This window comes from Psychrilyobacter sp., from assembly GCF_049671765.1.
Classification (GTDB): Bacteria; Fusobacteriota; Fusobacteriia; order Fusobacteriales; family Fusobacteriaceae; genus Psychrilyobacter.
This window is the reverse complement of record NZ_JBATVM010000286.1, coordinates 1-25592: the sequence shown is the minus strand read 5'-3', so window position 1 is coordinate 25592 and position 25592 is coordinate 1. Positions and strand designations below refer to the sequence as shown.

Below are 25592 nucleotides of genomic sequence, written 5' to 3'. Positions count from 1 at the left end.
TAGGAGTTTCTGCAGCGTTAGAATTTATCCCATATGCTCGACCGAGCATTACAAAATCAGGATTTTTTTCTAACTTTACAAAGGAATGTCTTTTTTCATAAAAAACGTCTTGTAATTGTTTTACCATCCCTAGAAATGAATTATTTACAATAATTATTTTTATATCCAAATTATATTCAGAAATAGTCATAAGTTCTTGGGAATTCATTTGAAATCCTCCATCTCCTACTATAGCTACAACCTCTCTATCAGGGTTAGCCAATTTTACACCTATCGCTGCTGGCACTCCAAATCCCATGGTCCCTGCCCCACCTGAAGTTATAATACTATTGGTTCTATTAAAATTATAATATTGTGCAACCCACATCTGATGCTGGCCAACATCTGTACATATAATCGCTTTTCCTTCAGTCAATTCACTTATTTTAGAAATAAGATATTGTGGCGATATATAATCTGGAGAAAAATTCCTGTCCAGTGGATGTTTATTTTTTAATTCCGTTATCCTACTCATCCAAGTTTCATTTTTCCTCTCTTCTTTATATTTTAAAAGTGCTTCTAAGACTAAATTTACATCTCCAACTATATGAAGATCGGCATGTTTATTTTTATCTATTTCTGCATCATCTATATCCACATGAATTATCTTTGCATCTTTACAAAATCTATCTATTTTCCCAGTTACTCTGTTATCAAATCTCATCCCTAGAGCTATTACAAGATCGGCTTCATCAACAGCATAATTTGCATAAGCTGTCCCATGCATCCCCAACATATGAAGATTATATTTGTCTTCTGCTGGAAGGATTCCTAAGCCCAAAAGAGTTGTTGTTATTGGTATGTCAAATTTTTTAGAAAATTCTCTAAGTTGTTTAGAAGAATCTGACTTCATCACTCCATTTCCAGCTAAAATTATTGGCCTTTTACTTTTTTTAATCATCTCTATAAATTCATCAGTTTTCTTTTTTTGAGGCTTTTCATAGATATATTTATCGTCTAAAGCCAACTTATATTCATTGCTGTAACCATTTTTAAAATTTTCATAATTCATTTTACTCATCTGAATATCCATTGGGATATCTATAAGTACTGGTCCTGGCCTCCCATTTTTTGTTAAATAAATTGCTTCTCTCAATAAATCAGGTAATTCCTCTATTGAACGTACAAGATAGTTATGCTTTGTAATAGAATCTGTTACCCCAGTTATATCTAACTCTTGAAAAGCATCTGTCCCTATGTTCACACTAGATACCTGCCCTGTAATAACAATCATTGGTGTAGAGTCCATATACGCTGTCATTAATCCAGAAACAGTATTGGCTGCTCCAGGTCCTGAAGTAACTATACAAATTCCTGTTTTCCCACTAGATCTAGCATACCCATCAGCTGCATGAGTTGCCCCTTGCTCATGTCTAGTTAAAACGTGATTTATTTTTTCTTTATAAGAATGAAGAGCATCATAGATAGGAAGTACTGACCCTCCTGGATATCCAAATACCGTATTCAAATTATATTCTTGTAAAACTTCTAAAATTATTTCTGCTCCGCTTATCTCTCTCATTAACCTCCCCCCAATAATTTTCTAATATTATTTTTCACTTGTATCAAGTCCCCCTATATTTTATATCTCCATTTTAAGTTATAAAAAAAGCAGCTATGATTATAGCTGCTTAATCTAAAAAGAAGTTTTTACACCCTTCTAAATTTATTTATCTTTATAAAAAAAGCAGCTAATAATACTAGCTACCACCCACAAGTTATATTCTTTTTATTATTCTAAAATAGAATTTTTTACTTTAAAAGCATATAATTTTTCTAATATTATTTTTAAATCTATTCAATTGATTATGGTTTAAGCCCAATAAGACTAGCAGCAATAAGACTAGCAACAATAATAATAAATTTATAGATAAAACATTAGTTAAAATCATATTCTCTTCCTCCTCTTTTGTAATTAAGAAAAATAATACCAGTTTTTTTTTTTTCTGTCAATTTTTTTTTGTATAAAAATAAAAAACTTTAATACTGATTTAAAAAACACCAATAAAACCCTTCTCCTTATTAAGTTCACTAAAAAAATAAAAATTTTTTATTTTTTTATTTTTTTATTTTTTTATCTCTTAAATTATTATATTAGTATATAGTAATTGTGAAATTTAGTGAAGAATATAGATGAAATTGTAGGTATAATATTTTTTATTTTAGTGTATAATATGAAATATTAAAAATTATATATGGAGTTGATTTATGAATATTAAACCAATTGGAAATCGAATATTAGTAGAACCTTTAAAAATCGAAGAAAAAACTTTTAGCGGTATTATCTTGCCTAGTTCTGGAGAGGCCAAATCTTCTAATACGGGAATAGTTGTTGCACTGGGAAATATTAAGGATAAAGTTAATTTAGGAGATAAAGTGTTTTTCAAACCTCATTCTGGGGTAATAATTTCTAATTCAGATAAGACATTTCTTATCTTAGAGGTGGAGGAAATTTTAGCTATAATAAAATGATGAAATATCTATTAAAATAATTATCAAAGAAAATACCCCTTAGAGAGACCAATGTTTTAGATGGTTCATTCAAAGATTAATATTTAAAAAAAAATCTAACTACAAAGCAGTTAGATTTTTTTCTTAGCTTGATAAAAAGGAGAATATAATCCTCCTTTTTAAATTTTTATCCCTTTAAATATTCAGGAAAATTTTTCTCTATAAAATTAGTTGTATAATTTCCACTTTTAAATTCTTCATTTTCTAATACTTTTTCATGGAATTTAATAGTAGTTTCTACTCCTTCTATTTTATATTCTTCTAGTGCTCTCTTCATTCTGATAATAGCTTCTTCTCTATCTATTCCGTGAACTATTAATTTTCCGATCATAGAATCATAGTATGGAGGGATACTATAACCTTGGTATGAATGAGAGTCTACTCTTACTCCTATTCCACCTGGAACAATATACTTTTCCAGCGTTCCTGCTGAAGGCATAAATCCATTTTCTGGATCCTCTGCATTTATTCTACACTCAATAGAATGACCATGAAGCTCTATATCTGATTGTTTTACATGTAGCTCATGACCTGATGCCACTATTATTTGAGCTTTAATTATATCAAAACCAGTGATAGCTTCAGTAATAGTATGTTCAACTTGTACCCTTGTATTCATCTCCATAAAGAAAAAATCATTATTTACATCTACTAAAAATTCTAAAGTTCCAACAGAATCATAATTTATAGCCTTAGCTAATTTTACTGCTGCTTCTCCCATTTTTATTCTTACATCTTCTGGCAGAGTAGCAGATGGCGCTTCCTCAACTAATTTTTGATGTCTTCTTTGAATAGAACAGTCTCTTTCTCCTAAATGAACTACATTTCCAAATTTATCTCCTACAATTTGAAACTCTATATGTCTTGGGTTTTCTACATATTTTTCCACATAACAATCTGGATTTCCAAATGCTGCATCGGCTTCATTTTGAGCAGCTATAAAATTCACAGCAAACTCATCGTCATCTCTAGCTATTCTCATTCCTTTTCCACCACCACCAGCAGTGGCTTTTATCATTACTGGATATCCTATCTTCTCATGAACTACCTCTCTAGCATCTTCCATCTTATGGATTATCCCTGTTCCATTAGTAAGAGGCACTCCATTTGCTACAGCTGTAGCACGGGCTGTAGCTTTATCTCCCATGTTATTTATACACTCTGGACTAGGTCCTATAAATACTATTCCATGTTTTTTACAAATCTTTGCAAATTCAGCATTTTCAGCTAAAAATCCATATCCTGGATGAATAGCTTCTGCTCCTGTAACCTCTGCTGCTGCGATTATATTTGGTATTTTTAAATATGATTCAGTACTCATTGCAGGTCCTATACAGATTGCCTCATCTGCTAAAGTTACATGTAAGCTATCTTTATCTGCTAACGAATAAACAGCAACCGTCTTTATTTCTAATTCTTTTGCTGCTCTAATTATTCTAACTGCTATCTCCCCACGGTTAGCGATTAATATCTTCTTAAACATCTTTTTCCTCCTAATTATTCTCCTATTTTAACCAATACCTTTCCGTATTCGGCAACCTCTCCATTTTTTACTAAAATTTCTTTTATTACCCCATCAAATTCACTTTCTATATCGGTTTTAATTCCTATTGCTTCTACATAACCAATTTTTTGACCTTTTTCTACAGTCATACCTACTTCAATCATAGGTTTTTCGTCTTTGCTTATATAATGAAATCTTCCTACACTTTCAGATATTATCTCCTTTACTTGCTCTCCCACAGCTATTTCTTCTTCTACCTCTTCTATTTCTTCTATCTCTTCTACATTTCCTCCTAATACTAACTTAGGCTTCTTTATAAAAAGTTTAAAGTCTTTTTCCTCTATAGATATCTCTGTAAGTTGTGACTCACCTATTACTTTTATTATCTCATTGATAGTATTCATATCGTTTTTCATCTTGCCTCCCCATAATCTCTTTTAGTCGCCCTAAATTTTAACACATATAATATCTTCTTTCAAGAAAAAAACACCCGTTATTTAATCTTCATTTTATCAATTCCCAAGAGTTCTCCTACTTGATGAATAAAACCTGAACTTGGTTGTACTTTATATTTTTCACCTAACTCTACTACTCTATTTCCGTCTTTTTCTCGGAGTGCAATATAGACCTTATGCTTTCCTCTATGATTCAATAATGTCTGCTTTAATTTTGGTAACTTTATCTTAGTTTCTTCATCTACTAATATATATACTTTAAAACTAGGCACTTCTACTATATCTTCTAAATATTTTAATTCTCTAATAATTATTTTTTTCTCTTCATTTCCACCAAAAAAATCAAGTTGTACACTTCCTTCTAAATATACAGCACTTCCTTCTACAAGATAGTTTGATAACCTTTGAAAATCATTGGGAAATACAGTACAGCTAACTGTCCCAAAGCGATCTTCAAGAGTAAATACCGCCATCATCTGTTTATTTTTTTTCGTTATTATATTTTTTATCTCACTAATTATTCCACAAGTTCTTACATGATGGGGTTTATCAATTTTTAATTCTGATAATTTATCCAATTCATAGACGTTTAATAATTCATTATATTTATCTAGTGGATGACCAGTAAAATAGAATCCAAGGTATTCTTTTTCACCTTTTAAGATATTTTCTATTTTATATTCTTCCATAGCTCCCATGGTAAAGCTCTCTATAGTTGCACGGGCTTCTCCAAATAAGTTCATCTGCTGTATCTCGTCTTCCTTAGCTACACGGGCTGCATATACCAAAGATTTTTCTATACAACTATATTTCTCCCTTCTATTTCCTGGAAGGCTATCTAATGTTCCTGATAATACCAGTGCTTCCAAGGCTTTTTTATTCATCCCTATCTTCTTAGTTCGAATAACAAAATCTTCAAAAGTTTTATACATCCCAAACTCTTCTATATTTTTAATTAGTTTTTCTATTATTCCTTCCCCTAAGTTCTTTATGGCAGACATCCCAAATCTTATCTTATTTTCATCTACTATAAATTTATTACTAACTTTATTTATATCGGGTAAACCTACATCTATCCCATGACTTTTTGCATCATCTATATAGATTGCTAGTCTATCGTTATTACCACGTTCAGAGGTCATAAGAGCTGCGTAGTAATACTTTGGATAATATTCTTTGAAGTATGCCGTCCAATAAGCTATAAGACCATACGCTGCCGAATGAGACTTGTTAAATCCATATCCAGCAAATTTATCTATGAGATAGAATACATCTTCTGCTATTTTTTTCTCATAACCATTTTTAACCGATCTTTCAATAAAGGTTAATCTATTTTCTTCCATAAGTTCTGCTATCTTCTTTCCCATGGCACGACGAAGAAGGTCAGCTTCTCCTAAAGAATAATTTGCCATAATAGAGGCTATTTTCATTACCTGCTCTTGATACAATATTACTCCATAGGTTTCTTTTAACACATCTTCCAAACTTTCATGAGGATATTTAGCATCCTTCAATCCATTTTTTACATCTATATAGTCATCTACCATTCCAGATCCTAGAGGCCCCGGACGGTATAAAGCTAAAACCGCAATAACATCATCAAAATTATTTGGTTTTAATTTCTTTAATAATTTTCTAACCCCTCTAGATTCCAGTTGAAATATTCCTAAAGTATCTCCCCTTTGGAGCGCATCATATACTAATGGTGCGTCTAATGGAACATCACTAAGTTCTATTTCTACTCCTAATCCACTTTTTATATAATCAGTAGTTCTTTGAAGTATAGTTAGATTCCGTAATCCCAAGAAATCCATCTTTAATAACCCTAAATCTTCTAATTCCTTCATCTGATACTGGGTACAAATTTGCTCACCTTTAGAATCAGAATATAATGGTACATCATCAGTCAAAGGATTTTTAGTTATGACTACCCCAGCTGCATGGACAGAAGCGTGTCTAACTTTATTTTCTAGTCCTTTTGATATATCTATTATTTTTTTAGCGTCATTATCTGTATCATAGGCCCTTTTAAACTCTGATATATCCCTTATAGCTCTATCTATTGTGTAAAACTGAGGAATTAATTTTGCCAACTTATCAACTTTATATAAAGGTATATTTAAAGCTCTCCCCACATCCCTTATGGCAGCTCTAGCTTTCATAGTACCAAAAGTAATTATCTGAGCTACCCTGTCTTTACCATATTTTCGTCCTACATATTCTATCAGTTCATGTCGCCTTTCCTGACATATATCTATATCTATATCTGGCATAGATATCCGTTCAGGGTTGAGAAATCTTTCAAATATAAGGTTATACTTTATAGGATCTAACTCTGTTATCCCAAGAGTATAAGCTACCATACTACCAGCAGCAGATCCCCTCCCAGGACCTATAGGTATGTTTTGTTTTTTAGCGTAGTCTATAAAATCCCAAACAACAACAAAATACTCCTCATATTCCATCTTACTTATGATCTCTAATTCATATTCTACTCTCTCTATGACATTTTCCTCTACTCCATTTGGATATCTTTTATCCAAACCATCATAAACTAATTTTCTCAGATATTCATGTACACCTTTAAATTCTTTTCCGACGGCATATTCAGGAAATTTAAATTTACCAAATTCTATCTCTAAGTTACATTTTTCAGCTATCTTTACTGTATTTTCTAAAGCGCCTTCATATCTCCCTAATTTTCCTGTTAATTGCTCCCTACTTTTCATAAATAGTTCGTCAGTATGGATTCTCATTCTCTTTTCATCATCTATCTTGCTTCCTGTCTGTATACAGATTAGTACATCCTGTAATCCATGCTGACCATAATGAGCGTAGTGAACATCGTTTGTCCCAACTACTTGTAGATCATATTCCCTTGCTAATTTATATAATTTGTCATTAAGTGGATACTGCTCAGGAATTCCATTATCCTGTAACTCTATATAAAAATCTTCTTTCCCAAATATATCTATATAAGAATCTATTATGTCCTTTAACTCCTCATTAGTTTTTTCATCCCTGATACTGCGAGCTACCTCCCCTTGCATACAAGCTGATAATCCTATGAGTCCTTCACTATATTTTTTTAAAATAGTTTTATCTATCCTAGGTTTATAATAAAATCCATCTAAGTACCCTATAGACGATAGTTTCATAAGATTTTTATAACCTATTTCATTTTTAGCTAAAAGTACCAAATGGTAGGTTGTTTTTTCCTTTTCTTCTATAGAACCCAAACTTATATAAGCTTCCATTCCTAAAATTGGTTTTATTCCTCTTTTTCTAGCTTTCTTATAAAATTCTATGGCCCCGAACATATTTCCATGATCTGTAATTGCCATAGCATCCATCTTTAGTTCCAGTGCTCGATCTAAATATTCATCTATCTTACCAACTCCATCTAGGAGGCTATATTCTGTATGTAGGTGTAAGTGTACAAATTTATTTTTCATAGGTCCCTCCCATTCTGCTGTTAATGATTATTTCTTTTTAATTTACATTATTGAGTATTTATTTTTTATTATCTTTTCTAATACTATTTTATCACATTTTTTTATAAGGAATACTTATTTTTTTATCCATAAAAAAAACCTCCTACAAAACTAGATTTCTCTAAATTGTAGAAGAGTTAATTTTTTATTTTATTTTCTGTAAAATATCTCTTACTGCTAATATTCCCATTACTGCAGCAATATTTAGTCCACTTCCATAACCTGAACTATCTCCTACTGAATAAAGTCCATTTACAGTAGTTTCCATATTTGAGCCTATAGTCATCCTTGTACTTCTAAACTTTATCTCTGGAAAGTATAATAATAAATCGTTAGATGCAAATCCAGGAGTTACCTTATCATGCACCTCTATAAATTCCATTATATTATCTAAAATCCTCTTTGGACAAGCTAAAGATATATCTCCTGCAACATAATCTTCCGTTGTAGGCTCTATATTCAATCTAGATAACCTTTCCTCTGTAGATCTTCTACCTGCTTTAAGATCTCCATATGATTGGCACAATACCTTTCCACCTGTTAACATAGTTGACATTTTAGCAATAGAAGCCGCATATTCAAAAGGCTGATTAAACGGTTCGGTAAATGATTTAGTACATAACAATGCTAAGTTTGTATTTGTTGATTTTTTATTTTTGTATGCATGGCCATTAGCTAGCATAATACTGTCACTATGTTTTTCTACAGCTATAAATCCACTTGGATTACTACAGAAAGTTCTCATTTTATCATTGTATTTTTTAGTATAAAATACCATTTTTGCTTCATAGAAGTTTTTATTGATAGTCTTCATTACTACATCAGGAATTTCTACCCGTACACCTATATCTACTGATCCTGCAGTATATCCTATTCCATGTCTTTGGCACATTTGCATCATTTGCTTAGCTCCACTTCTTCCCAAAGCAGTTATAATATTATCACTATAAAAAGTTTCTTTTCCTTCTTTAGTTTCAATAACCGCTCCTTTTACCTTTCCATTTTCTATTATTAAATCTTTAAAATCTGAATTCGAGTTAAATTCTACACCTTTTTCTAAAAGAGTTTTTATTAATTTAGAATATAATTCTCTCGATCCATCAGTTCCTAAGTGCATAGTAGGAGTATCCACTAATTGAATATCATTTTCAATACATCTTCTTTTTATTAATTCCATTTCATCATTATAAACTAATCCTGTAGGTTCATCATCAAATCCAAAACCCTTATAGATATCTGCAACATACTGGATAGTCTCATTGACTAAAGTTTTACTTGTTATAGTATGTACGTCTCCTCCAACTCTGTAATCCATATTAAACTTTGAATCAGAATAAGCTCCTGCTCCACTAACACCATAAATAATAGCACAAGTAGGACATTTCACACATTTCCCTAACTTTTCTTTAGGACATATTCTTTTATCCAACATTTGGCCCTTATCTATTACTAATATCTTAAGATTTTGATTTTTATGGATAGCTTCATATGCTCCAAAGATACTAGCCTGTCCTCCACCAGCAAATATAATATCATATTTCATTTTATACCTCCTAAAAATTAAAAAAATCTAAATATATACAGTTATATTAGTATACACTTAGATTAAATTTTATGTTTTCAAAGTTACAAGTATTCATCTCATCTTTTACCATGAGATTATTCAAACCTATATAGTCCAAATCTAATACTTTGCTCTTCATTTTTTCTCCTAAACTTTTCTTATTTTTTAACCAGTGAATATTTTATCATTTTTTACATCTTTCTACAAGATTTTTTTCTCCCTAAGAGACTCCAATAGATTGATCAATACAAACTTATTCAATTAAAATATCATATTCTTTATATATAATTTTTATCTGTATAGGTAAGTCATATTTTTCCCATTCTTTTTAGCAACATATAATGCCTTATCAGCGTAATCTATAATCTCTCTTTTTTCAATAAATTTTGTAGGCACAACACTAGATACACCTATACTTACAGTTACAAAGTCCGATGTATCAATCCCTTTATTCAATATTTCTAATCCTTCTATATTTTTCCTTATTTCCTCTGCGATTATTTTTGCTCCTTTAGAATCAGTTTCTGGTAATAATACTACAAACTCTTCTCCACCTAATCGTGCAACTTTATCGGTTACTCTTTTTAGGGTTTTTTCAATTACTTTTGCAACATCTTTTAGACATTCATCTCCTTTAAGATGACCATACGTATCGTTAAAGTTTTTAAAGTTATCTATATCAATCATCAAAGCCGAAAAATATTCTTTGCTTTTAATAGTTCTTTCCCACTTTAAATTAAAGATCTCCTCAAAAGCTCTTCTATTGAGAACACCAGTTAATTCATCAATTCTTACAAGATGATTAAGTCTTTTTTCTACTATTTCTAGTTGTATTATTTTTTCTTCTAATGCTCTTGTTTTTTCTTCAATTATTTTAGTTTGTTCATTTAATTTCACAAATACTTTGACCTTACTTTTTAAAATTTCATTGCTTATTGGTTTATACAGATAGTCAACTGCTCCTAATTCATATCCTTTAAAAATATGTTCTTCCTCTTTATTGATAGCTGTAATAAAAATAATTGGAATATCCTTTGTTTTGTTATTAGCTCTCATCAATTCAGCGACTTCAAATCCATTCATCCCAGGCATTTGAATATCTAAAAGGACAATATCAATTTTTCTTTTCAATAATATTTTTAGAGCATCATTTCCATTATAAGCAGTTATTATCTTTAAATTGTCACCTTCTAAAATTGCTTCTAATGAAATCAAATTTGCCTTAGTGTCATCTACAATAAGTATATTAGTACTATAGTTACTCACAATTCTTCCCTCCTAATTTTTTTATGTACCTATTAATCGAATTTAAATTCATAAGTTTACATGTCAAAAGACATTTTAACGCTGATAAGGGCATTGTATCAAAATAAGCTTCTTCGAATAGATAAATGATAATTTGAAGGAGCAAAGTAAATAACTCCATTTTTTATTTCTTCTTTATCCTCAACCTCTTTAATTATAAGCCAATTTAATCCTTTATATACCTTTGAAAATCGATCTGTTCTTTCTTTAATGTGGATAACAATAATTATGGGGAATTCTATAGTCGATTCTATATCTTTTAATACAATTTTCAGTGCTTCTACTCCACCTGCAGAAGTTCCTATTACAATAGCTTTATATTTCATATTAACACCCTATCTTTTTTTTGTAAATTTTTGTAGTAGAATTAATATTTTCAAATTTTTCATTAACACTAGTAAATTTTAAACTTTCTTTAGATCCAATCCCAATAATTCCACCAGGTACCAAGCTTTCTTCAAAAAGTTCTAGAACTTGATTTTGTAATTTTTCATTAAAATATATCAAGACATTTCTACAAATAATTAAATTAGCGTCAATAAAAGTCTTATCAATCACCAAATTATGCTCTAAAAATGTTACATTTTTCAATAAATTTTGATCAAATATAGCATGATCATATTTTGCAATATAATAGTCTGAAAAAGAGTTCTTTCCTCCTGCTTCTTGATAGTTTTTTGTCCATTTTTTTACATCTTCTATTGCATATATTCCTTCTTTTGCAACATCTATCACCTGTTCATTTATATCTGTTGCGTATATATTTACCCTATTTAGTAACCCTTCTTCCTTTAATAAAATTGCCATGGAAACTACTTCTTCACCAGTAGAACAACCTGCATGCCATATATTTATAGATGGATATGTCTTTAAAAGTGGTATAACATCTTCTCGTAAATCCTTAAAAAATTTAGGAAACCTAAACATCTCTGTTACATTTATAGATAGGTCTAATAATATTTGTTTCAATACCTTTCTATCATAGAGCACTCTTTCTGTTAGTTGAGTTATATTTTTCAAATTATCTAATTTAACTCTTCTTAAGATCCTTCTTTTTAAATGACTCTTTGTATAATTTTTAAAATCATAACCATACCTTAAATAAATAGCTTCAATTAATAGTTTTAATTCTAAATTTTCTATTTCTAACAATTCTATTTCATTCATAATTTATAACCATACCCTAAGTAAAGACAGTAATTTATTTTTATCAATTGGCTTAGAAAGATATTCATTAGCTCCAGCTTCAAGACATATATTTCTATCGCCTTTCATGGCCTTTGCTGTCAAAGCAACGATAGATAAATCTTTAAAATTATTTATTTTTCTTATCTCTCTTATAGCTTCATATCCATCCATAACTGGCATCATAATATCCATTAAAACTAAATCAACCTTTTTCATTTCTTTCAGTTTTTTTAGTGATTCCATTCCATCATTTGCTATTTCTACATGGATCCCATTCATCTCTAAAATACTCGATAATGCAAATACATTCCGCATATCATCGTCTACAACTAATATTGTTTTATCTTTAAATATTTCATCGTCATTACTTATCTCAACATTTTTATGCATTTTTACATTATGAACAAATAATTTTATTTCATCTAATAATCTTTGACTAGATCTATCTCCCTTAATAATAATATTTTCAACTTCCTTTCTTAATTTTTTTTCTTCATTTATACAAATTTCTTTACCTGTATAAACTATTATGGGGATATCAGAGAGATTGCTGTCTTCTTTTAATCTTTCTATAAACTCAAAATCATTGTAATCTAACAACCCTAAATCTAATATCAATAAATCTATATTATTTTTACTCATAATTTCTAACGCCTTTTCTCCTGATCTACTAGATAAAATTTCGATATCTTTATAATCGTGCTTTATTAATTCTGTAAGAGCATCATTTTGTATCCTATTGTCTTCTACTACTAAGATTTTATTAATTTTATTTCCACCTAATTCTGCTCTCTCTAATATATTTTCAATTTGAGCTTTGCTTACAGGTTTTTTAAAAAACTCTACATCTTTTTCAAACATACTTTTTTCATATTCTCCACCACTAATAATATTAATTGGAATATCCTTTGTTCTTTTATTACTTTTTAGTCTTTCTAGAACTTCTAATCCATCAATTTTTGGCAACCCTATATCTAATATAATTCCTGTAGGCATATAATAATCCGCAAGATATAATCCTATTTCTCCAGTTTCGGCAACAATCACTTTAAAGTTTTTTGTTCTACTAATATCCATTATTATTTTTGTAAAATTTGGATCATCATCAATAATCAGTAACACTTTATCACTGCAATTAATGTCATTTCTATCATCTAGCACATAAGGAATTTCAAACGGATTTTTAAATATTTTTTCCTCTTCCTCTTTACTAATTTCTTCTATAACTTCATAGGATACAGTCTTTATAGTATTTGTTTTTTCTATTTCTAAGTCAGAAATATCATTTTTCATTGGTAAGGTTAAAATAAATTTACTGCCTGTTTCTTTGACACTTTCAACCCCTAATATTCCTCCTAATAATTTAGCATATCCCATAGAGATCGAAAGCCCCAGTCCTGTCCCTCCAAATTCTCGACTTATAGTACCATCTTCCTGTTGAAAAGCATCAAAAATACTTTTAATTTTATTCTCTGAAATTCCAACACCAGTATCGCTTACTTCAAATTTAATTTTATTATCGTATTCTTTTATATTTAAATCAATATTCCCCTGTTTTGTAAATTTAAAAGCATTAGATATTAAATTTTTAATAATTTGTTTAACTTTAATTTCATCAGTTGCTATAACTTTAGGGCATTTTTCTGAAATTTCAATTGAAAACCCCAAATTTTTCTTAATAGATATTTGTTCAAATATCCCAAGCATCTCACTTTTAAAATCTTCTATATTCATCTTTGAAATATTGATTTCCATTTTTCCGGCTTCAACCTTGGATAGATCTAAAATATCATTGATTAATTTTAATAAATCACTTCCTGATGTATTGATAATCTTTGCAAACTCCCTTTGCCTTTCGCTTAGACTTGAATCTTTTTCCCCTAACAATTCTGAAAGTATCAATATACTATTTAAAGGTGTTCTAAGCTCATGACTCATATTTGCAAGAAATTCAGATTTATATTTGTTTGATAAAACTAAATCTTTAGCTTTTTCTTCTAATTCTTTCTGACTTATATTGAGTTCATTATTTTTATTTTCTAAATCTTTCTTTTGTACCTCGAGCATATCTGTATTCTCTTCTAATTCTTCATTTATAACCCTTAATTCTTCCTGCTGACTTTCTAGTTCTGCCTGAGAATCTTTTAATATATTTGACTGTGTTTCTAGTTCTTCATTTGTAACTCTTAATTCTTCTTGTTGTACCTGCAGTTTTTCACTATATTCGTTTGCAGCAACTAATAATTTTTCTACAGTTTCAAAATTTAAAATATTATTAATTGCAATTCCTATACTTATTTTAGCTAATTCTAAAAATTCGATTACAAGATCAGAAAATTCAGATGTTGAAGCAATTTCTAAAACTGCTACAACTTTATTTTGATAGTTACACGGTATAACTACAATATTAGTAGGAGAAGTACTCCCTACTCCTGAATTTATTGATATATAATCTTCTGGAATATCTGAAACTATTATTATATCTTTTTCTAAAGCTGCCTGACCCACCAAACTTTCACCTAATTTAAAACTACTTAGCAATCCTTTTTTTTTCTTAAATGCATAACTAGCAGCTAATTTGTATTCTTTTTCGTTTAGTTGCTCATTTAGCAAATATACTACCCCTACCTGCCCATTGATCTTTTTAGTGACCAAGGAAATTAACTGACTAAGTAAATTTTGCAAATCAGTGTTTGTCTGAGAAATATGATTTATATCCATCTGTCCTTTTTGAACCCAATCTCTACGTTTTCTTTCCTCTAAATTTTCTTTCAATTTATTTATAAGAGAAGTGTATCCATTAGATAACTCAATAAATTCAGTAGATGAATTTTTTTTGATATCCAATTTTACATCTAATTTGTCAAAATCAAAATTTTTCAATTTCTTTACAAAATCAATTATTGGCAAAGTGATTTTATTAATTGCAACCCATAATAAACCCAATGTTATAATCAACATTATTATTCCTGCTACAATATTTTTATGTGTTGTTTTTACAGTTTTATTTGTTAATACTTTTAAATCAGTAAAAAAATATATATACCAATTAGTACTTACTTGAGGAATTTCTATCTTTGAAATCACCTCATATCTATCTCTATTTTCCCTTGAAATTATTTTTTTCATCTTTAGTTCATCAGTGATAGAAGTTATTTCTAATCTCATTTTATAAATGTCATTACCATTCAAATCAGAATTAAAATTACTAGAGATAATCTGTCCTTTATCATCTAATAAAACTAAATTTCCATTTGTATTAACAAACTCAGAAATCAACTTTTCAAAATATTCTATTGAAATATCTATTCCCACAACTCCTACAAAATTATTTTTATCATATAGGGACTTTGCTATTGTAATTATTTTTTTATTTTTTCCATTCACAATAGAATTATAAGGTTTTGAAATAACTGTATTCCTTATTTTTTTAGCTTTCAAATAAAAATCATAATTAAAGGGATTATTAATAGTTCTTATATTTGCTTTCCCCTCTTTTATTGTGAAATACGAAATATATTGTCCGTTTTCAGAATATTTTTTATTATTGAGATAATTCGAATCTTTCCCATCAAACATATTCGGTTCTATAATAATATTATAACCAATTATATTAGGTCGCTTAATCATACTTTGTTCTATGATTTTTTCAAAATTTTGTCTTTTATTATCTATAATATCATTATCTCTAATTGACATTAAAATATCAGAAAATCCTCGATTGATCTCTGCTGTATGATCTATCTTTTGCTGAATTTTTAAAATATTTATATTTACTTCATCTTCTAATTTTACTATTACTCCTTCAACCTCTAAATCTCTACTATGCTTATATGAGTTTATAATTATTATTGTTCCTATAAATAATATTATACTAAAGGCCCATATAAAACTCTTTATTTTTACAGATCTGTGTTTTCTCAATTAAAGTACCCCCTGATTTTGTACACAATCAATTATCAAAACAAAAAAATGGGGGATCCCCATTTTTTTATTTTAGATTTTTTTTATATATTCTTTTTCATCTATTTTTTTTATTACTTTCCCTAACTCTTCTGGTTTACCATAATAATACCCTTGAAAAAGTTCTACTCCCATCTCCTTTAACATATTTATTTCTTCTATCGTTTCTGTTCCTTCTACTATGACCTCTAAATTCAAACTCTTACCTAATTCTATGATAGTTTTTATGATTTTCATATTTTCAGTACATTCAAACATATTAATTACAAATGAACGATCGATCTTTAATGTAGTTACTGGTAACTTTGATAAATATGAAAGGGAAGAATATCCAGTTCCAAAATCATCTATAAAAAAATTAATTCCTATTTTTTTTAAGTCGTTTATTTTTTCAATTGATTTGTCGATATCATCTATAAATGCACCCTCAGTAAGTTCAAAATTTATTCCTTTCAAAGTTCCATGCTTAGTAATTATTTCCTTTGAAAAATATTTTTTATTAAAGTGAATAGGAGATATATTAAGTGATACAGAAGTTTTTAACTTTACTATATCTTTTTTTACTTGTTCTATCAAAAAGTCCGTAAGATCTATAATTAAAGAAGTTTTTTCTGCTATTGGTATAAATATCCCTGGAGAAATCTCTCCTTTTTCAGGATGGAACCACCTCATAAGAGCTTCAAATTCAACCTGTTTAGTTCTTACATTCACTTTCGGTTGGTAATAAATTTTAAACTCTTCATTTTCTATTCCTTTTTTTATATCATTTCCAAGGAGATAAAACACTCCATCTCCCTGTGTTTTTTCAAAATCAAGTTGATCAAATAAAGTTTTCATAGCAGTTTTTATAGATAAATCTTTCTTGTATTCATTAAAAACTTTACAAATAAATATCTTATATTCATTCTCTTTAATTTTATTAAATTTTTCTAATTTTTCTAAAAACCTTTCTTCTAAATTCATTATTTCTTTTGAATCAAGAGAACTTTCTATTACTACTAAAAATTGATCTCCATTTAGTCTTATGATTTTATCACTAGTTCTAAAAGTTTCCCTTAGTATACAAACTAAAGAAATTATTGCCTTATCCCCTATTTCCATACCAAATTCATTATTAATATAGGTTAAATCAACTATATCAAATAACCCAAAATATATATTTTTATTCATTTTGTTAGTATTATTATAATTTATCAATTCATTTAATTCTTTCATACCTCTTTCCCTTTTCAATACTCCTGTAAGGTTATCAAAATTAGATTTTAGATAGAGTTCTTCACTAATTTTTTCTTTCTGGCTAAGTATTCTTCTTGTAGTAGATATTAGTAAAAGAACTAGGAGGATTATTAAAACGCCATTTAATATTATATAAGTAAATTTTTTCAAAATTCTTAAATTTAAATTTTTCATCTTTATATCTGCACCAGCAATATATTTTCTTTTATCTTTAGATTTTAAAACTAGATATACAGACCTATACCCTCCACCTTTATCTGTGCTGTCTATATAATGAATAGTTTTATTTTTCAATATATCTATAGTTTCTCCGATAGAATCATCTTCTAAGGCTTGAAAATCTATCCAGTAAAGTCCTGTTGAATCTCTATTTTTTACCTTGTCTATGTATTTTTTAACATTCCCTCCAATAGCTGTATAAGTTGGCATATTTTTTTCATCTATTATTGTGTATAGATAGTCGACTTTATTTGCTCTTGACATCTCATTTAAAATTTCTGTTGCTTCTAAAATTTTTTCATGGGTATGGGAATTTTTATCCATATTTTTAAATGTGTAATCATCTCCTAAATAATAAGGTATATTCTTTGCTGCCCTATAAAGGTTATAATTTATTTCTTGTAGCTCCTTATCTTTCAAATGCGAATAGCCTAAGTATCCATAGATGAATATTCCTATTGTTAGTAGTATAAATATTTTTACATTCTGCTTAATCTTCATCTACCCTCCTTTGTTTGAAATAATCCGTAAGTTAAAGTTCTTGATTATTATACCTGTATTATTTTCTTAATATTAAATATATATTTTATTTCTAAGTTTTGCAATTAAAATTTGTTTTATTAAAGAAAATTAATTAATTTTTTTGTTTTTCTATTCTATTTTCAAACATTTATTCCCTTATTTACACTTTATTTGTTCTATGGTATATTAAATTATAAAATAAAAGGGAGTTTTTTTATTATGAATTATATTGTCGAAAAATTACATCTAACCAATGTAGAAGAAGTTAATGAAGTTAGGTCTTTTCTATCTACATTTCAATTAGATTATGAAAAAGATATTGATTACACTGTTGTCATCAGAGATAATAATAAAATTATTGCTTCTTGCTCAAAATCCAAAGATATTCTAAAAGGATTTGCTGTAAATCAATCGGTACAAGGTGAAGGAATTACTAACCTTCTGATTAAAGCTATCCAAGACAGATTATTTCAAGAGGGAATTTTCCACTCCTTTATCTTTACAAAGCCTATTTATGAAACTACTTTTAAATCTTTGGCTTACAAGGTTTTAGCCAGTGTAGAAGAGGTTACATTATTAGAATATGGATTTAATGATATCCATAAAAGCTTGGCTGCCATTAAAAAGTTATATAATATCGATAATTCTACTCCTAAAACAGCACTTGTTATGAATTGTAACCCATTCACTCTAGGACATCGATACCTCATTGAAAAAGCTAGTTTAAATTCTAAGGAAGTTCTCGTCTTTATAGTTGAAGAAGATAAATCACTTTTTCCATTTGAAGACAGATATCAGATGACAAAAAACGGAGTAGCAGATTTAAAAAATGTCACAGTCATTCCTGGTGGGAAATATATAATATCCTCAGCTACCTTTCCTTCATATTTTTTAAGGGAAGAAACTAAGATTTTAAGCGCATACACAAAGTTAGACGCTACTATTTTTTCAAAATATTTCTGTAAACAATTTAATATAACCAAAAGAATGCTTGGAGAAGAGCCATACTGTCCTGTTACAAAAAGTTATAATGAAGCACTAGTAGGAATCTTAGAAAATCATGGAGTAGAAGTAGATATCATCCCTAGAAAGTGGATATCTACTCCAAACAATTACATAAGTGCTTCTAAAGTTAGAAATCTCATAAAAAAAGAGGGCAGAGAAGCTTTAGACCACCTATCAGAATTTATTCCACCAGTAACAATAAATTATTTAAAATCAGAGGAGGGTAAGGAAGTAATCAAGAAAATTATAAATTCTAATACTCCCCATTAACTATTATGATAAATCCAATGAATATTTTAGATGCTAGAGAAAATCGAGCTTATTTACAAGAAGAATTAATTAAAAAATTTAACCTACCTCTCCTTGTAATACGTGCTAATTATCCGGGAACAAATAAAAATAATAAAATAACCAAATATATTATAAAAACAATATCTAAAACAATTTTATCTAATATTTCTCCGACTAATATAAAAATAATAGATTCCTTTGAGGGAGTTGTTTACCTTTTAAGTATTGATAATTTTCCTACTGAATTAAAAAAAATGACAGTGAATATAGAGACTATCCATCCCTTAGGGAGGTTGGTCGATATTGATATATTAGATCTGAATAATCATACTTTGAGTCGAACAGAACTAGGATATTTCCCGAGAAAATGCTTTATTTGTTGCGACCTAGCTCATAATTGCGTAAGAAGTAGAAAACATAGCTTAGAGGAAATTTTGAAGTTTATAGAATTTAAAGTTTATGATTATAAGAATTCAATAGAAAACCATTCAAGTAGATATAAATAAATATAAAACAAAGCGTCTAGACTAGAATAATAAAAGGAGCAAAAAAATGTATAATGACATAATATTTAAATTAGGTGAATTCGCTACTGAAGCTATGATCTATGAAGTTTCTTGTTTTCCCTCCTTTGGTTTAGTTTCTCCTATATCTTCTGGAAGTCATTCAGATATGGATTATTTCACCTTTATAGATAGTACCACTGCCCTAAATAGATATTTTTTAGAGATGGCTTCTGCTGGATATTCCAAAGATCCTCTTGATAAAATTTTTGCCAATGTCAGAGACATCGGTGAAAAAGCCGAAAAAGCTATGTTTATTAAAACAGAAGGTATTAACACTCATAAAGGAATGATTTTTGTTTTAGGCTTAGGAATAACTGCTAGTAGTAAAATTTTACATGATAGCAAAGATTTTAATGAGATCTCTAAGCTAATAAAAAATATGACTACTGGTATAGTAGAAAGTGAGCTTAAAAACCTCAGTACTAAAACCAATCTTACTCATGGTGAAAAAATTTTTTTAGAATATGGTATTAGCGGAGTTCGTGGAGAAGCAGAGATAGGATTTCCAATAGTTTTTGACTATGCTTTGAACCTCTATGATTCGGATAAAAAATTAGGACAAAATAACCGTTTAGTTCAAGCACTTTTAGGTATTATGAGCCAGTGTAAAGATACTACTATCCTCCACAGGCATGACTACGATACCCTTTTAAATTTACAAAAAAAATCTAAATTTTTAATAAATTCAGGAGGTTTTAATAATTTAAGTAACCTTTTAGAAATTAATAATTTAAATTCTCACAACGAAGAAAACTGTATAAGTCCTGGAGGATGTGCAGATTTATTGGCTTTGACCGTTTTCCTTAGTAAACTAAAAGAATATTTTTTCTAAAAAATAAAAAAAAATAAATTTAAGTTGCAATTGTTAAAAAAATTTAATATAATACTTGTAAGAAATAACTATTCTTTCCCTAGTAATAATCTTATTTCTTATTTGACTCACACAATATTTTTCTTCCCTAGTAAAATTATTGTATATAGTGAACTCAAAATAAAAACCCATACTTTTAGTATGGGTTTTTTATTTTTTTAAAATTATATTTGTATGTATCTAATATCACATTATTTTTTATTAACTATATATATGGTTATATTTCTTTTTTAATTCTTGATTAAAAAAATCAAATATTATATAATTATTTATAATCTAAATAATTATTTTATATCTGACTAAAATAGGTTTAAAAGGAGAAAGAAAAATGAAACAATTTAATAGGCAATCTCTCCTCATTGGAGGAGAAAATACACAAAAATTAATAAATTCTTCCGTAATCATCTTTGGATTAGGTGGTGTAGGAGGATTTACTGTGGAATCACTCAGTCGTGCAGGTCTCGGAACAATAACTTTAGTTGATTTCGATACTGTAGATATTACTAATTTAAATCGACAAATTATAGCTACGCATAGCTCTATTGGAGAAGAAAAAACAAAGTTATTTAAAACCCGGATCTTGGATATAAACCCTAATACTATAGTTAATGTCCATAATTTAAGGGTTACACCTGATAATGTAAAAACTTTATTTGATAATATAAAATATGATTATATTGTAGATGCCATAGATACTATTTCTGCTAAATTAGCTTTAATTAAGATTAGTAAAGATAGAGATATCCCTATAATCTCTTCTATGGGATTTGGAAACAAATTAGACCCGACAACTATAAAAATTGCAGACATCAGTAAAACTAGTGTCTGTCCTTTGGCTCGTACTATAAGAAAAGAGCTAAAAAAAAGAAGAATAAACAGAGTTAAAACAGTTTTTTCTACAGAAATTGCTACAAAACCTAACAATCCAAATAATTCTAGAGAAAAAGCTGCCAATGTAGGAAGCGTCTCCTTTGTTCCTTCAGTAGCAGGGCTCATTATAGCTGGAGAAGTAATTAAAGATCTAATAAAAAGTTAAATAGGAGTTGATATAGATGAATAAAATAGGATTATTTTATGGGACTACCGGAGGAAGAACTACTGGTATAGTTGATGAATTTGATTTTAATCTGAGAGATGAAGTTGAAATATTTGATGTAGCTAATGGAATTGAGAAAATAAAAGAATTTGAAAACCTAATCTTAGTTACACCTAGTTATGGGTTTGGTGAATTAGAAGCTCATTGGGAGGCAGTTATAGAAGACTTTAAAAAAATTGATCTCAATGGGAAAACTTTAGCCCTTGTAGGTTTAGGAAGTCAAACTACATTTGGAGAATCCTTTGTAGGAGCTTTAGAAATTTTATACAAGATCATCATTAAAAACGGTGGAAAGATTATTGGGTTAACTTCTACAGATGGATACCATTTTGAAGAATGTGATGCTATTATTGAAGGTAAATTTATGGGGTTAGTTTTAGACGAAGAAAATCAAGATGATATGACTCCTGATAGGATCTATGATTGGCTTGAAGTTATAAAAAATGGATTTAGATAAAAATATTAATTAGGAGAATAAATATTCTCCTTTTTTTAATTCAACAACTTATCTCAATTTATAGATAATTTTTATTGACAAACTAAGGTTATAAAGTTATAATCTATATATATAAATAAAGATAGCTAGGAGGAGTTTTTATGAAAGTTTCATCAAGGAAAAATAAATGGGTATTTGAGTTTGATACTATCTCTATTGTTTGTGGTATAACTAGGATTAACAACATCTATACAATACTTTTTGAACTGAATGACAAAATTATAAAAATTAATACTAGGGATTTAGATAAAACTTTTTTATCTTTAGAAAGATCTTTAAACTCTAATTCTATCTTAAACTATAGATAACTAAAGTAATAATTATATAAATTTTTGGCGACTATAAGTCGCCTTTTTTTATTTCAAATTTATGATATAATATAATCTAATAAATATAAAACTATCAATTTGAAAAAATAAAATAATTGCTGTATAACTTAATTTGAAAGGAAATTTATGAAAGTATCAATACTAGGAAGCGGAAGTTCTGGAAACTCTATTTTTATCGAGATAGATAATATTAAAATTTTGATCGATGCTGGGTTTAGTGGGAAAAAAATAAAAGAAAAATTAGAGGTTATAGGAGAAGATATCAATGATATTAAGGCGCTTCTAATAACTCACGAACATGGAGATCATATTTTAGGAGCAGGAATTATTTCTAGAAAATATAACTTGCCCATCTATATCACCGAAGAAAGTTACCATGCCTGTAAGCATAAATTAGGGAAAATAAATTCTTCTAATATAAATTTTATAGATGGTAAATTTTATTTAGACACTGTCTTAATCACTCCATTTGATGTTATGCATGATGCTGAAAGAACTATAGGGTTCTCTGTAGAATATATGGAAAAGAAACTTACTTTAGCTACTGACATAGGACATATAACCAATATTGTCCGAGAGCAGTTTAAAGGCTCTCAAATCGCCATCATTGAAGCTAACTACGATTACAATATGCTTATGAGTTGTGATTATCCTTGGGACCTTAAATCTCGTGTTAAGGGGCGAAATGGACATCTATGTAATGAGGATACTGCCAAATTTTTGACGGAGTTATATCATAAAGATTTAGAAAAAGTTTATTTAGTCCATGTGAGTAACGACAGTAATTGCTATGACCTAGCTTATAATACTGTGGAATTTGAACTAATAAAAAATGATATAAATATAGATCTTGAGATTGTGAGGCAAAACACTGTTACCCCAATATATAAATCTAAAAAATAAAATACAAGTGGATAAAAGATATAGAATAATATCTAAAAAAATAAAAACTTTGGCACAGAGATACCCAGAGAAAAGTCATTTAATTGAAGTTCTAAACTAAGTCTCTGTGAAGCTCTGTTTTATATCATTTAATTTTTTATTTGAGAAAAAAAGATAGGAGGAGAATATGAAAATTAATAATTTGTGGGAAGAACTCAATTTTGAGATAAATACCTGTAAAGTTTTTAAAAAAAATGAAAAAGATAATAAAGTATTGTTAGGAGGAGGAAACAGGAATTGTAATCTTTTAATTATAGGAGATGATCCTAATCTTTTTGAGGATGAAAATCTAAGAACAGCTCCTAATAGTACCGGTGCATTCTTTAAAAATCTATATGAATTAGTCGAATTACCCCCTGAGGAATTTTATCTTACCAATATTGTAAAATGTAATTTGAGACTAAAAGATCTCTCTAAAGAGGAAAAAAAGACATATTCAGATGTTTTAGATATGCAAATTGCTCTTTTAAATCCTAAAATGATAGTTACTCTAGGTCAAGAAGTCAGCCGATTTTTGCTAAGAGATCAAACATTAAAAATTTCTGAAATCCGTGGTAAAACTTATGATTGGGATGGTGGAATTATAGTAAATCCTATCTATGATCCTAATTTTTTGATCAGAAATAGTGATAAGAAAAAAGGCAGCCCAAAATGGCTAACTTGGAAAGACATGGAAGAAATAAAAAAAAGTATGGAAGAAATAAATGGATAAAAAACAAATAAGATCTGAGATCTTAAAAAAAAGGAAAACACTCTCAAAAGAATTCATAAAAAAATATTCCGAAGATATTTTTAATATCCTTATAAATTCTCCTATCTATAGAGAAGCTAAAGTTGTTATGTCTTATATGGATTTTGGAGGAGAAATCAATACTACCTTTATAAATAACCATATTTTAAAAAATGAAAAAACCTTGATCCTTCCCAAAATACTAGAAGACGGAGGATTAGTAGGAGTAATTTACGATGATTCTAAAAAATTTAATGATAATAACCTCTTTAAAATTAAAGAAATCAATGGTACTTATATAGATATAGAAAAAATAGATCTAATTATCATCCCAGGAGTAGCCTTTGATCTAAAGGGTAATCGTGTTGGTTTTGGAAAGGGATATTACGATAAATTTTTAGAAAATTACTCTAATCTCATCGTAGCTCCTCACTATGAATTTCAATTATATGAAAATGTTCCATGGGAAGCACACGATAAACAAGTAGATTTTTTATTAGGAATATCTCTAAAAAAGACTCTTGATTAAAATAGTCTTTTGGTTTATAAAAGACTAAAAAACCTCAAGGATACCCTTGAGGTTTTTTACTAACTTTCATTTTGTTCTTTTATTTTTTTACTTTTTTGTTTTTTTATACATTCCCTTTTTATATTCGTCCAGACTCATTATTTCTCTAGGAATAATTTTTTCTCCTATTTTATATTCCTCAGTTTCCTTTTGTTTATCACTCTCAATTTTACAATAATACTCTATTTTCATACTTGTACTTTTTTTAGAAATTTTTTTTAATTCTAAAATAAAATTTTTATAATTTTCCCTCATGATTTTATTTAAAGCTATATCTTCAGTTTTTAATTTTTCCATATTATTATCGTAATAGGTTATCCTGTAAAAAGAATCCAAGGCTGTCGTTCCAATATTTGTTATTTCAGATGCAAAATAAGTTTTCTTTTCATCAGTAATAAGTTTGAAATCTCCAAAATTTCCATTATATTCTAATTCCCCATTATATCCATATACTGTAGATATCAATGTATGAAGTACCGTAACTCCTCCACTTAACCTTTCACTATCTTTATCTTTATTATTATAACTTTGAATAGGTTGTTCTTCAAATACTAATTCACTTCTATATTCACCATCTCCCAACCCCTTGGGAAGTCTAGCAGCCATCCTTACTATCTTTTTACCTTTAGGCTTCAAAATTATAATTTTAGGATAAGCAATTATCCAATCCCCCATATAGAGTGATTTTGTCTTTTGAT

21 protein-coding genes are annotated in these 25592 nt (G+C 28.6%); 10 read left to right on the top strand and 11 right to left on the bottom strand.

Features of this window, described 5'->3' with window-relative positions; genetic code table 11:
- A partial coding sequence (ilvB, locus tag WBG30_RS13590) for a biosynthetic-type acetolactate synthase large subunit (protein WP_424505197.1) occupies window positions 1–1561 on the bottom strand: 1561 nt, incomplete at its 3' end.
- 686 nt (window positions 1562–2247) lie between these two features.
- Between ilvB and WBG30_RS13585 the strand changes: the two genes are divergently transcribed.
- Window positions 2248–2511: a co-chaperone GroES gene (locus WBG30_RS13585; protein ID WP_424505196.1), complete on the top strand. Its 264-nt coding sequence runs from the start codon at window positions 2248–2250 to the stop codon at window positions 2509–2511.
- A gap of 166 nt (window positions 2512–2677) precedes the next feature.
- Here WBG30_RS13585 and accC read toward each other — a convergent pair whose 3' ends face one another.
- The 9 genes from accC to WBG30_RS13540 form a co-directional block, all read right to left on the bottom strand.
- Window positions 2678–4033, bottom strand: a complete 1356-nt coding sequence (gene accC / locus WBG30_RS13580; protein WP_424505195.1) for an acetyl-CoA carboxylase biotin carboxylase subunit — start codon at window positions 4031–4033, stop codon at window positions 2678–2680.
- A gap of 14 nt (window positions 4034–4047) precedes the next feature.
- The gene (locus WBG30_RS13575; RefSeq protein ID WP_424505194.1) at window positions 4048–4470 is read right to left on the bottom strand and encodes an acetyl-CoA carboxylase biotin carboxyl carrier protein; all 423 of its coding nucleotides are present in this window, start codon (window positions 4468–4470) and stop codon (window positions 4048–4050) included.
- 77 nt (window positions 4471–4547) lie between these two features.
- Window positions 4548–7964 carry a DNA polymerase III subunit alpha gene (locus tag WBG30_RS13570; protein WP_424505193.1) on the bottom strand — a complete coding sequence of 1139 codons (3417 nt, stop codon included), beginning with the start codon at window positions 7962–7964 and terminating at the stop codon, window positions 4548–4550.
- Window positions 7965–8148: 184 nt separating this feature from the next.
- Window positions 8149–9546, bottom strand: coding sequence for an NAD(P)/FAD-dependent oxidoreductase (locus WBG30_RS13565; RefSeq protein WP_424505192.1), 1398 nt, complete (start codon window positions 9544–9546; stop codon window positions 8149–8151).
- 312 nt (window positions 9547–9858) lie between these two features.
- Window positions 9859–10833, bottom strand: coding sequence for a diguanylate cyclase (locus tag WBG30_RS13560; RefSeq protein ID WP_424505191.1), 975 nt, complete (start codon window positions 10831–10833; stop codon window positions 9859–9861).
- A gap of 98 nt (window positions 10834–10931) precedes the next feature.
- Entirely contained in the window at window positions 10932–11198 is a 267-nt protein-coding gene (locus WBG30_RS13555; RefSeq protein WP_424505190.1) for a chemotaxis protein CheB, read from the bottom strand.
- 1 nt (window position 11199) lies between these two features.
- Window positions 11200–12039 (bottom strand): CheR family methyltransferase, encoded by an 840-nt coding sequence (locus WBG30_RS13550; RefSeq protein WP_424505189.1) that lies wholly within the window; start codon window positions 12037–12039, stop codon window positions 11200–11202.
- 3 nt (window positions 12040–12042) lie between these two features.
- Window positions 12043–15984 (bottom strand): response regulator, encoded by a 3942-nt coding sequence (locus tag WBG30_RS13545; protein ID WP_424505188.1) that lies wholly within the window; start codon window positions 15982–15984, stop codon window positions 12043–12045.
- Between the two features lie 72 nt (window positions 15985–16056).
- Window positions 16057–17979, bottom strand: coding sequence for a putative bifunctional diguanylate cyclase/phosphodiesterase (locus WBG30_RS13540; protein WP_424505187.1), 1923 nt, complete (start codon window positions 17977–17979; stop codon window positions 16057–16059).
- Between the two features lie 240 nt (window positions 17980–18219).
- Between WBG30_RS13540 and citC the strand changes: the two genes are divergently transcribed.
- The 9 genes from citC (at window position 18220) to WBG30_RS13495 (ending at window position 24855) form a co-directional block, all read left to right on the top strand.
- The gene (gene citC / locus WBG30_RS13535) at window positions 18220–19275 is read left to right on the top strand and encodes a [citrate (pro-3S)-lyase] ligase (RefSeq protein WP_424505186.1); all 1056 of its coding nucleotides are present in this window, start codon (window positions 18220–18222) and stop codon (window positions 19273–19275) included.
- A 5-nt stretch (window positions 19276–19280) separates the two neighbouring features.
- Window positions 19281–19802: a citrate lyase holo-[acyl-carrier protein] synthase gene (citX, locus tag WBG30_RS13530; protein WP_424505185.1), complete on the top strand. Its 522-nt coding sequence runs from the start codon at window positions 19281–19283 to the stop codon at window positions 19800–19802.
- 46 nt (window positions 19803–19848) lie between these two features.
- A complete protein-coding gene (gene citG, locus WBG30_RS13525) occupies window positions 19849–20694 on the top strand; it encodes a triphosphoribosyl-dephospho-CoA synthase CitG (protein WP_424505184.1) in 846 nt (281 codons plus the stop codon).
- Between the two features lie 367 nt (window positions 20695–21061).
- Entirely contained in the window at window positions 21062–21769 is a 708-nt protein-coding gene (locus tag WBG30_RS13520) for a tRNA threonylcarbamoyladenosine dehydratase (protein ID WP_424505183.1), read from the top strand.
- Window positions 21770–21785: 16 nt separating this feature from the next.
- Window positions 21786–22286 carry a flavodoxin gene (locus WBG30_RS13515; protein WP_424505182.1) on the top strand — a complete coding sequence of 167 codons (501 nt, stop codon included), beginning with the start codon at window positions 21786–21788 and terminating at the stop codon, window positions 22284–22286.
- A 140-nt stretch (window positions 22287–22426) separates the two neighbouring features.
- Window positions 22427–22633 carry a hypothetical protein gene (locus WBG30_RS13510; RefSeq protein WP_424505181.1) on the top strand — a complete coding sequence of 69 codons (207 nt, stop codon included), beginning with the start codon at window positions 22427–22429 and terminating at the stop codon, window positions 22631–22633.
- 147 nt (window positions 22634–22780) lie between these two features.
- Window positions 22781–23557, top strand: coding sequence for an MBL fold metallo-hydrolase (locus WBG30_RS13505; protein WP_424505180.1), 777 nt, complete (start codon window positions 22781–22783; stop codon window positions 23555–23557).
- A 166-nt stretch (window positions 23558–23723) separates the two neighbouring features.
- On the top strand, window positions 23724–24308 hold the full coding sequence (locus tag WBG30_RS13500; protein WP_424505179.1) for a uracil-DNA glycosylase: 585 nt from the start codon (window positions 23724–23726) through the stop codon (window positions 24306–24308).
- Window positions 24301–24855 carry a 5-formyltetrahydrofolate cyclo-ligase gene (locus tag WBG30_RS13495; RefSeq protein ID WP_424505178.1) on the top strand — a complete coding sequence of 185 codons (555 nt, stop codon included), beginning with the start codon at window positions 24301–24303 and terminating at the stop codon, window positions 24853–24855. Before WBG30_RS13500 ends, WBG30_RS13495 begins: the two co-directional genes overlap by 8 nt.
- Before the next feature lie 87 nt (window positions 24856–24942).
- Here the strand turns inward: WBG30_RS13495 and WBG30_RS13490 are convergent.
- The coding region (locus WBG30_RS13490) for a hypothetical protein (protein ID WP_424505177.1) at window positions 24943–25592 on the bottom strand (650 nt) is incomplete at its 5' end.

What these genes read in the sequence shown, in the direction of transcription:
- WBG30_RS13585 (WP_424505196.1), top strand. Translation starts at nt 2,248, where the DNA reads ATGAATATTAAACCAATTGGAAATCGAATATTAGTAGAACCTTTAAAA.
- accC (WP_424505195.1), bottom strand. Translation starts at nt 4,033, where the DNA reads ATGTTTAAGAAGATATTAATCGCTAACCGTGGGGAGATAGCAGTTAGA.
- WBG30_RS13575 (WP_424505194.1), bottom strand. Translation starts at nt 4,470, where the DNA reads ATGAAAAACGATATGAATACTATCAATGAGATAATAAAAGTAATAGGT.
- WBG30_RS13570 (WP_424505193.1), bottom strand. Translation starts at nt 7,964, where the DNA reads ATGAAAAATAAATTTGTACACTTACACCTACATACAGAATATAGCCTC.
- WBG30_RS13565 (WP_424505192.1), bottom strand. Translation starts at nt 9,546, where the DNA reads ATGAAATATGATATTATATTTGCTGGTGGAGGACAGGCTAGTATCTTT.
- WBG30_RS13555 (WP_424505190.1), bottom strand. Translation starts at nt 11,198, where the DNA reads ATGAAATATAAAGCTATTGTAATAGGAACTTCTGCAGGTGGAGTAGAA.
- WBG30_RS13550 (WP_424505189.1), bottom strand. Translation starts at nt 12,039, where the DNA reads ATGAATGAAATAGAATTGTTAGAAATAGAAAATTTAGAATTAAAACTA.
- WBG30_RS13540 (WP_424505187.1), bottom strand. Translation starts at nt 17,979, where the DNA reads ATGAAGATTAAGCAGAATGTAAAAATATTTATACTACTAACAATAGGA.
- citC (WP_424505186.1), top strand. Translation starts at nt 18,220, where the DNA reads ATGAATTATATTGTCGAAAAATTACATCTAACCAATGTAGAAGAAGTT.
- citX (WP_424505185.1), top strand. Translation starts at nt 19,281, where the DNA reads ATGATAAATCCAATGAATATTTTAGATGCTAGAGAAAATCGAGCTTAT.
- citG (WP_424505184.1), top strand. Translation starts at nt 19,849, where the DNA reads ATGTATAATGACATAATATTTAAATTAGGTGAATTCGCTACTGAAGCT.
- WBG30_RS13520 (WP_424505183.1), top strand. Translation starts at nt 21,062, where the DNA reads ATGAAACAATTTAATAGGCAATCTCTCCTCATTGGAGGAGAAAATACA.
- WBG30_RS13515 (WP_424505182.1), top strand. Translation starts at nt 21,786, where the DNA reads ATGAATAAAATAGGATTATTTTATGGGACTACCGGAGGAAGAACTACT.
- WBG30_RS13510 (WP_424505181.1), top strand. Translation starts at nt 22,427, where the DNA reads ATGAAAGTTTCATCAAGGAAAAATAAATGGGTATTTGAGTTTGATACT.
- WBG30_RS13505 (WP_424505180.1), top strand. Translation starts at nt 22,781, where the DNA reads ATGAAAGTATCAATACTAGGAAGCGGAAGTTCTGGAAACTCTATTTTT.
- WBG30_RS13500 (WP_424505179.1), top strand. Translation starts at nt 23,724, where the DNA reads ATGAAAATTAATAATTTGTGGGAAGAACTCAATTTTGAGATAAATACC.
- WBG30_RS13495 (WP_424505178.1), top strand. Translation starts at nt 24,301, where the DNA reads ATGGATAAAAAACAAATAAGATCTGAGATCTTAAAAAAAAGGAAAACA.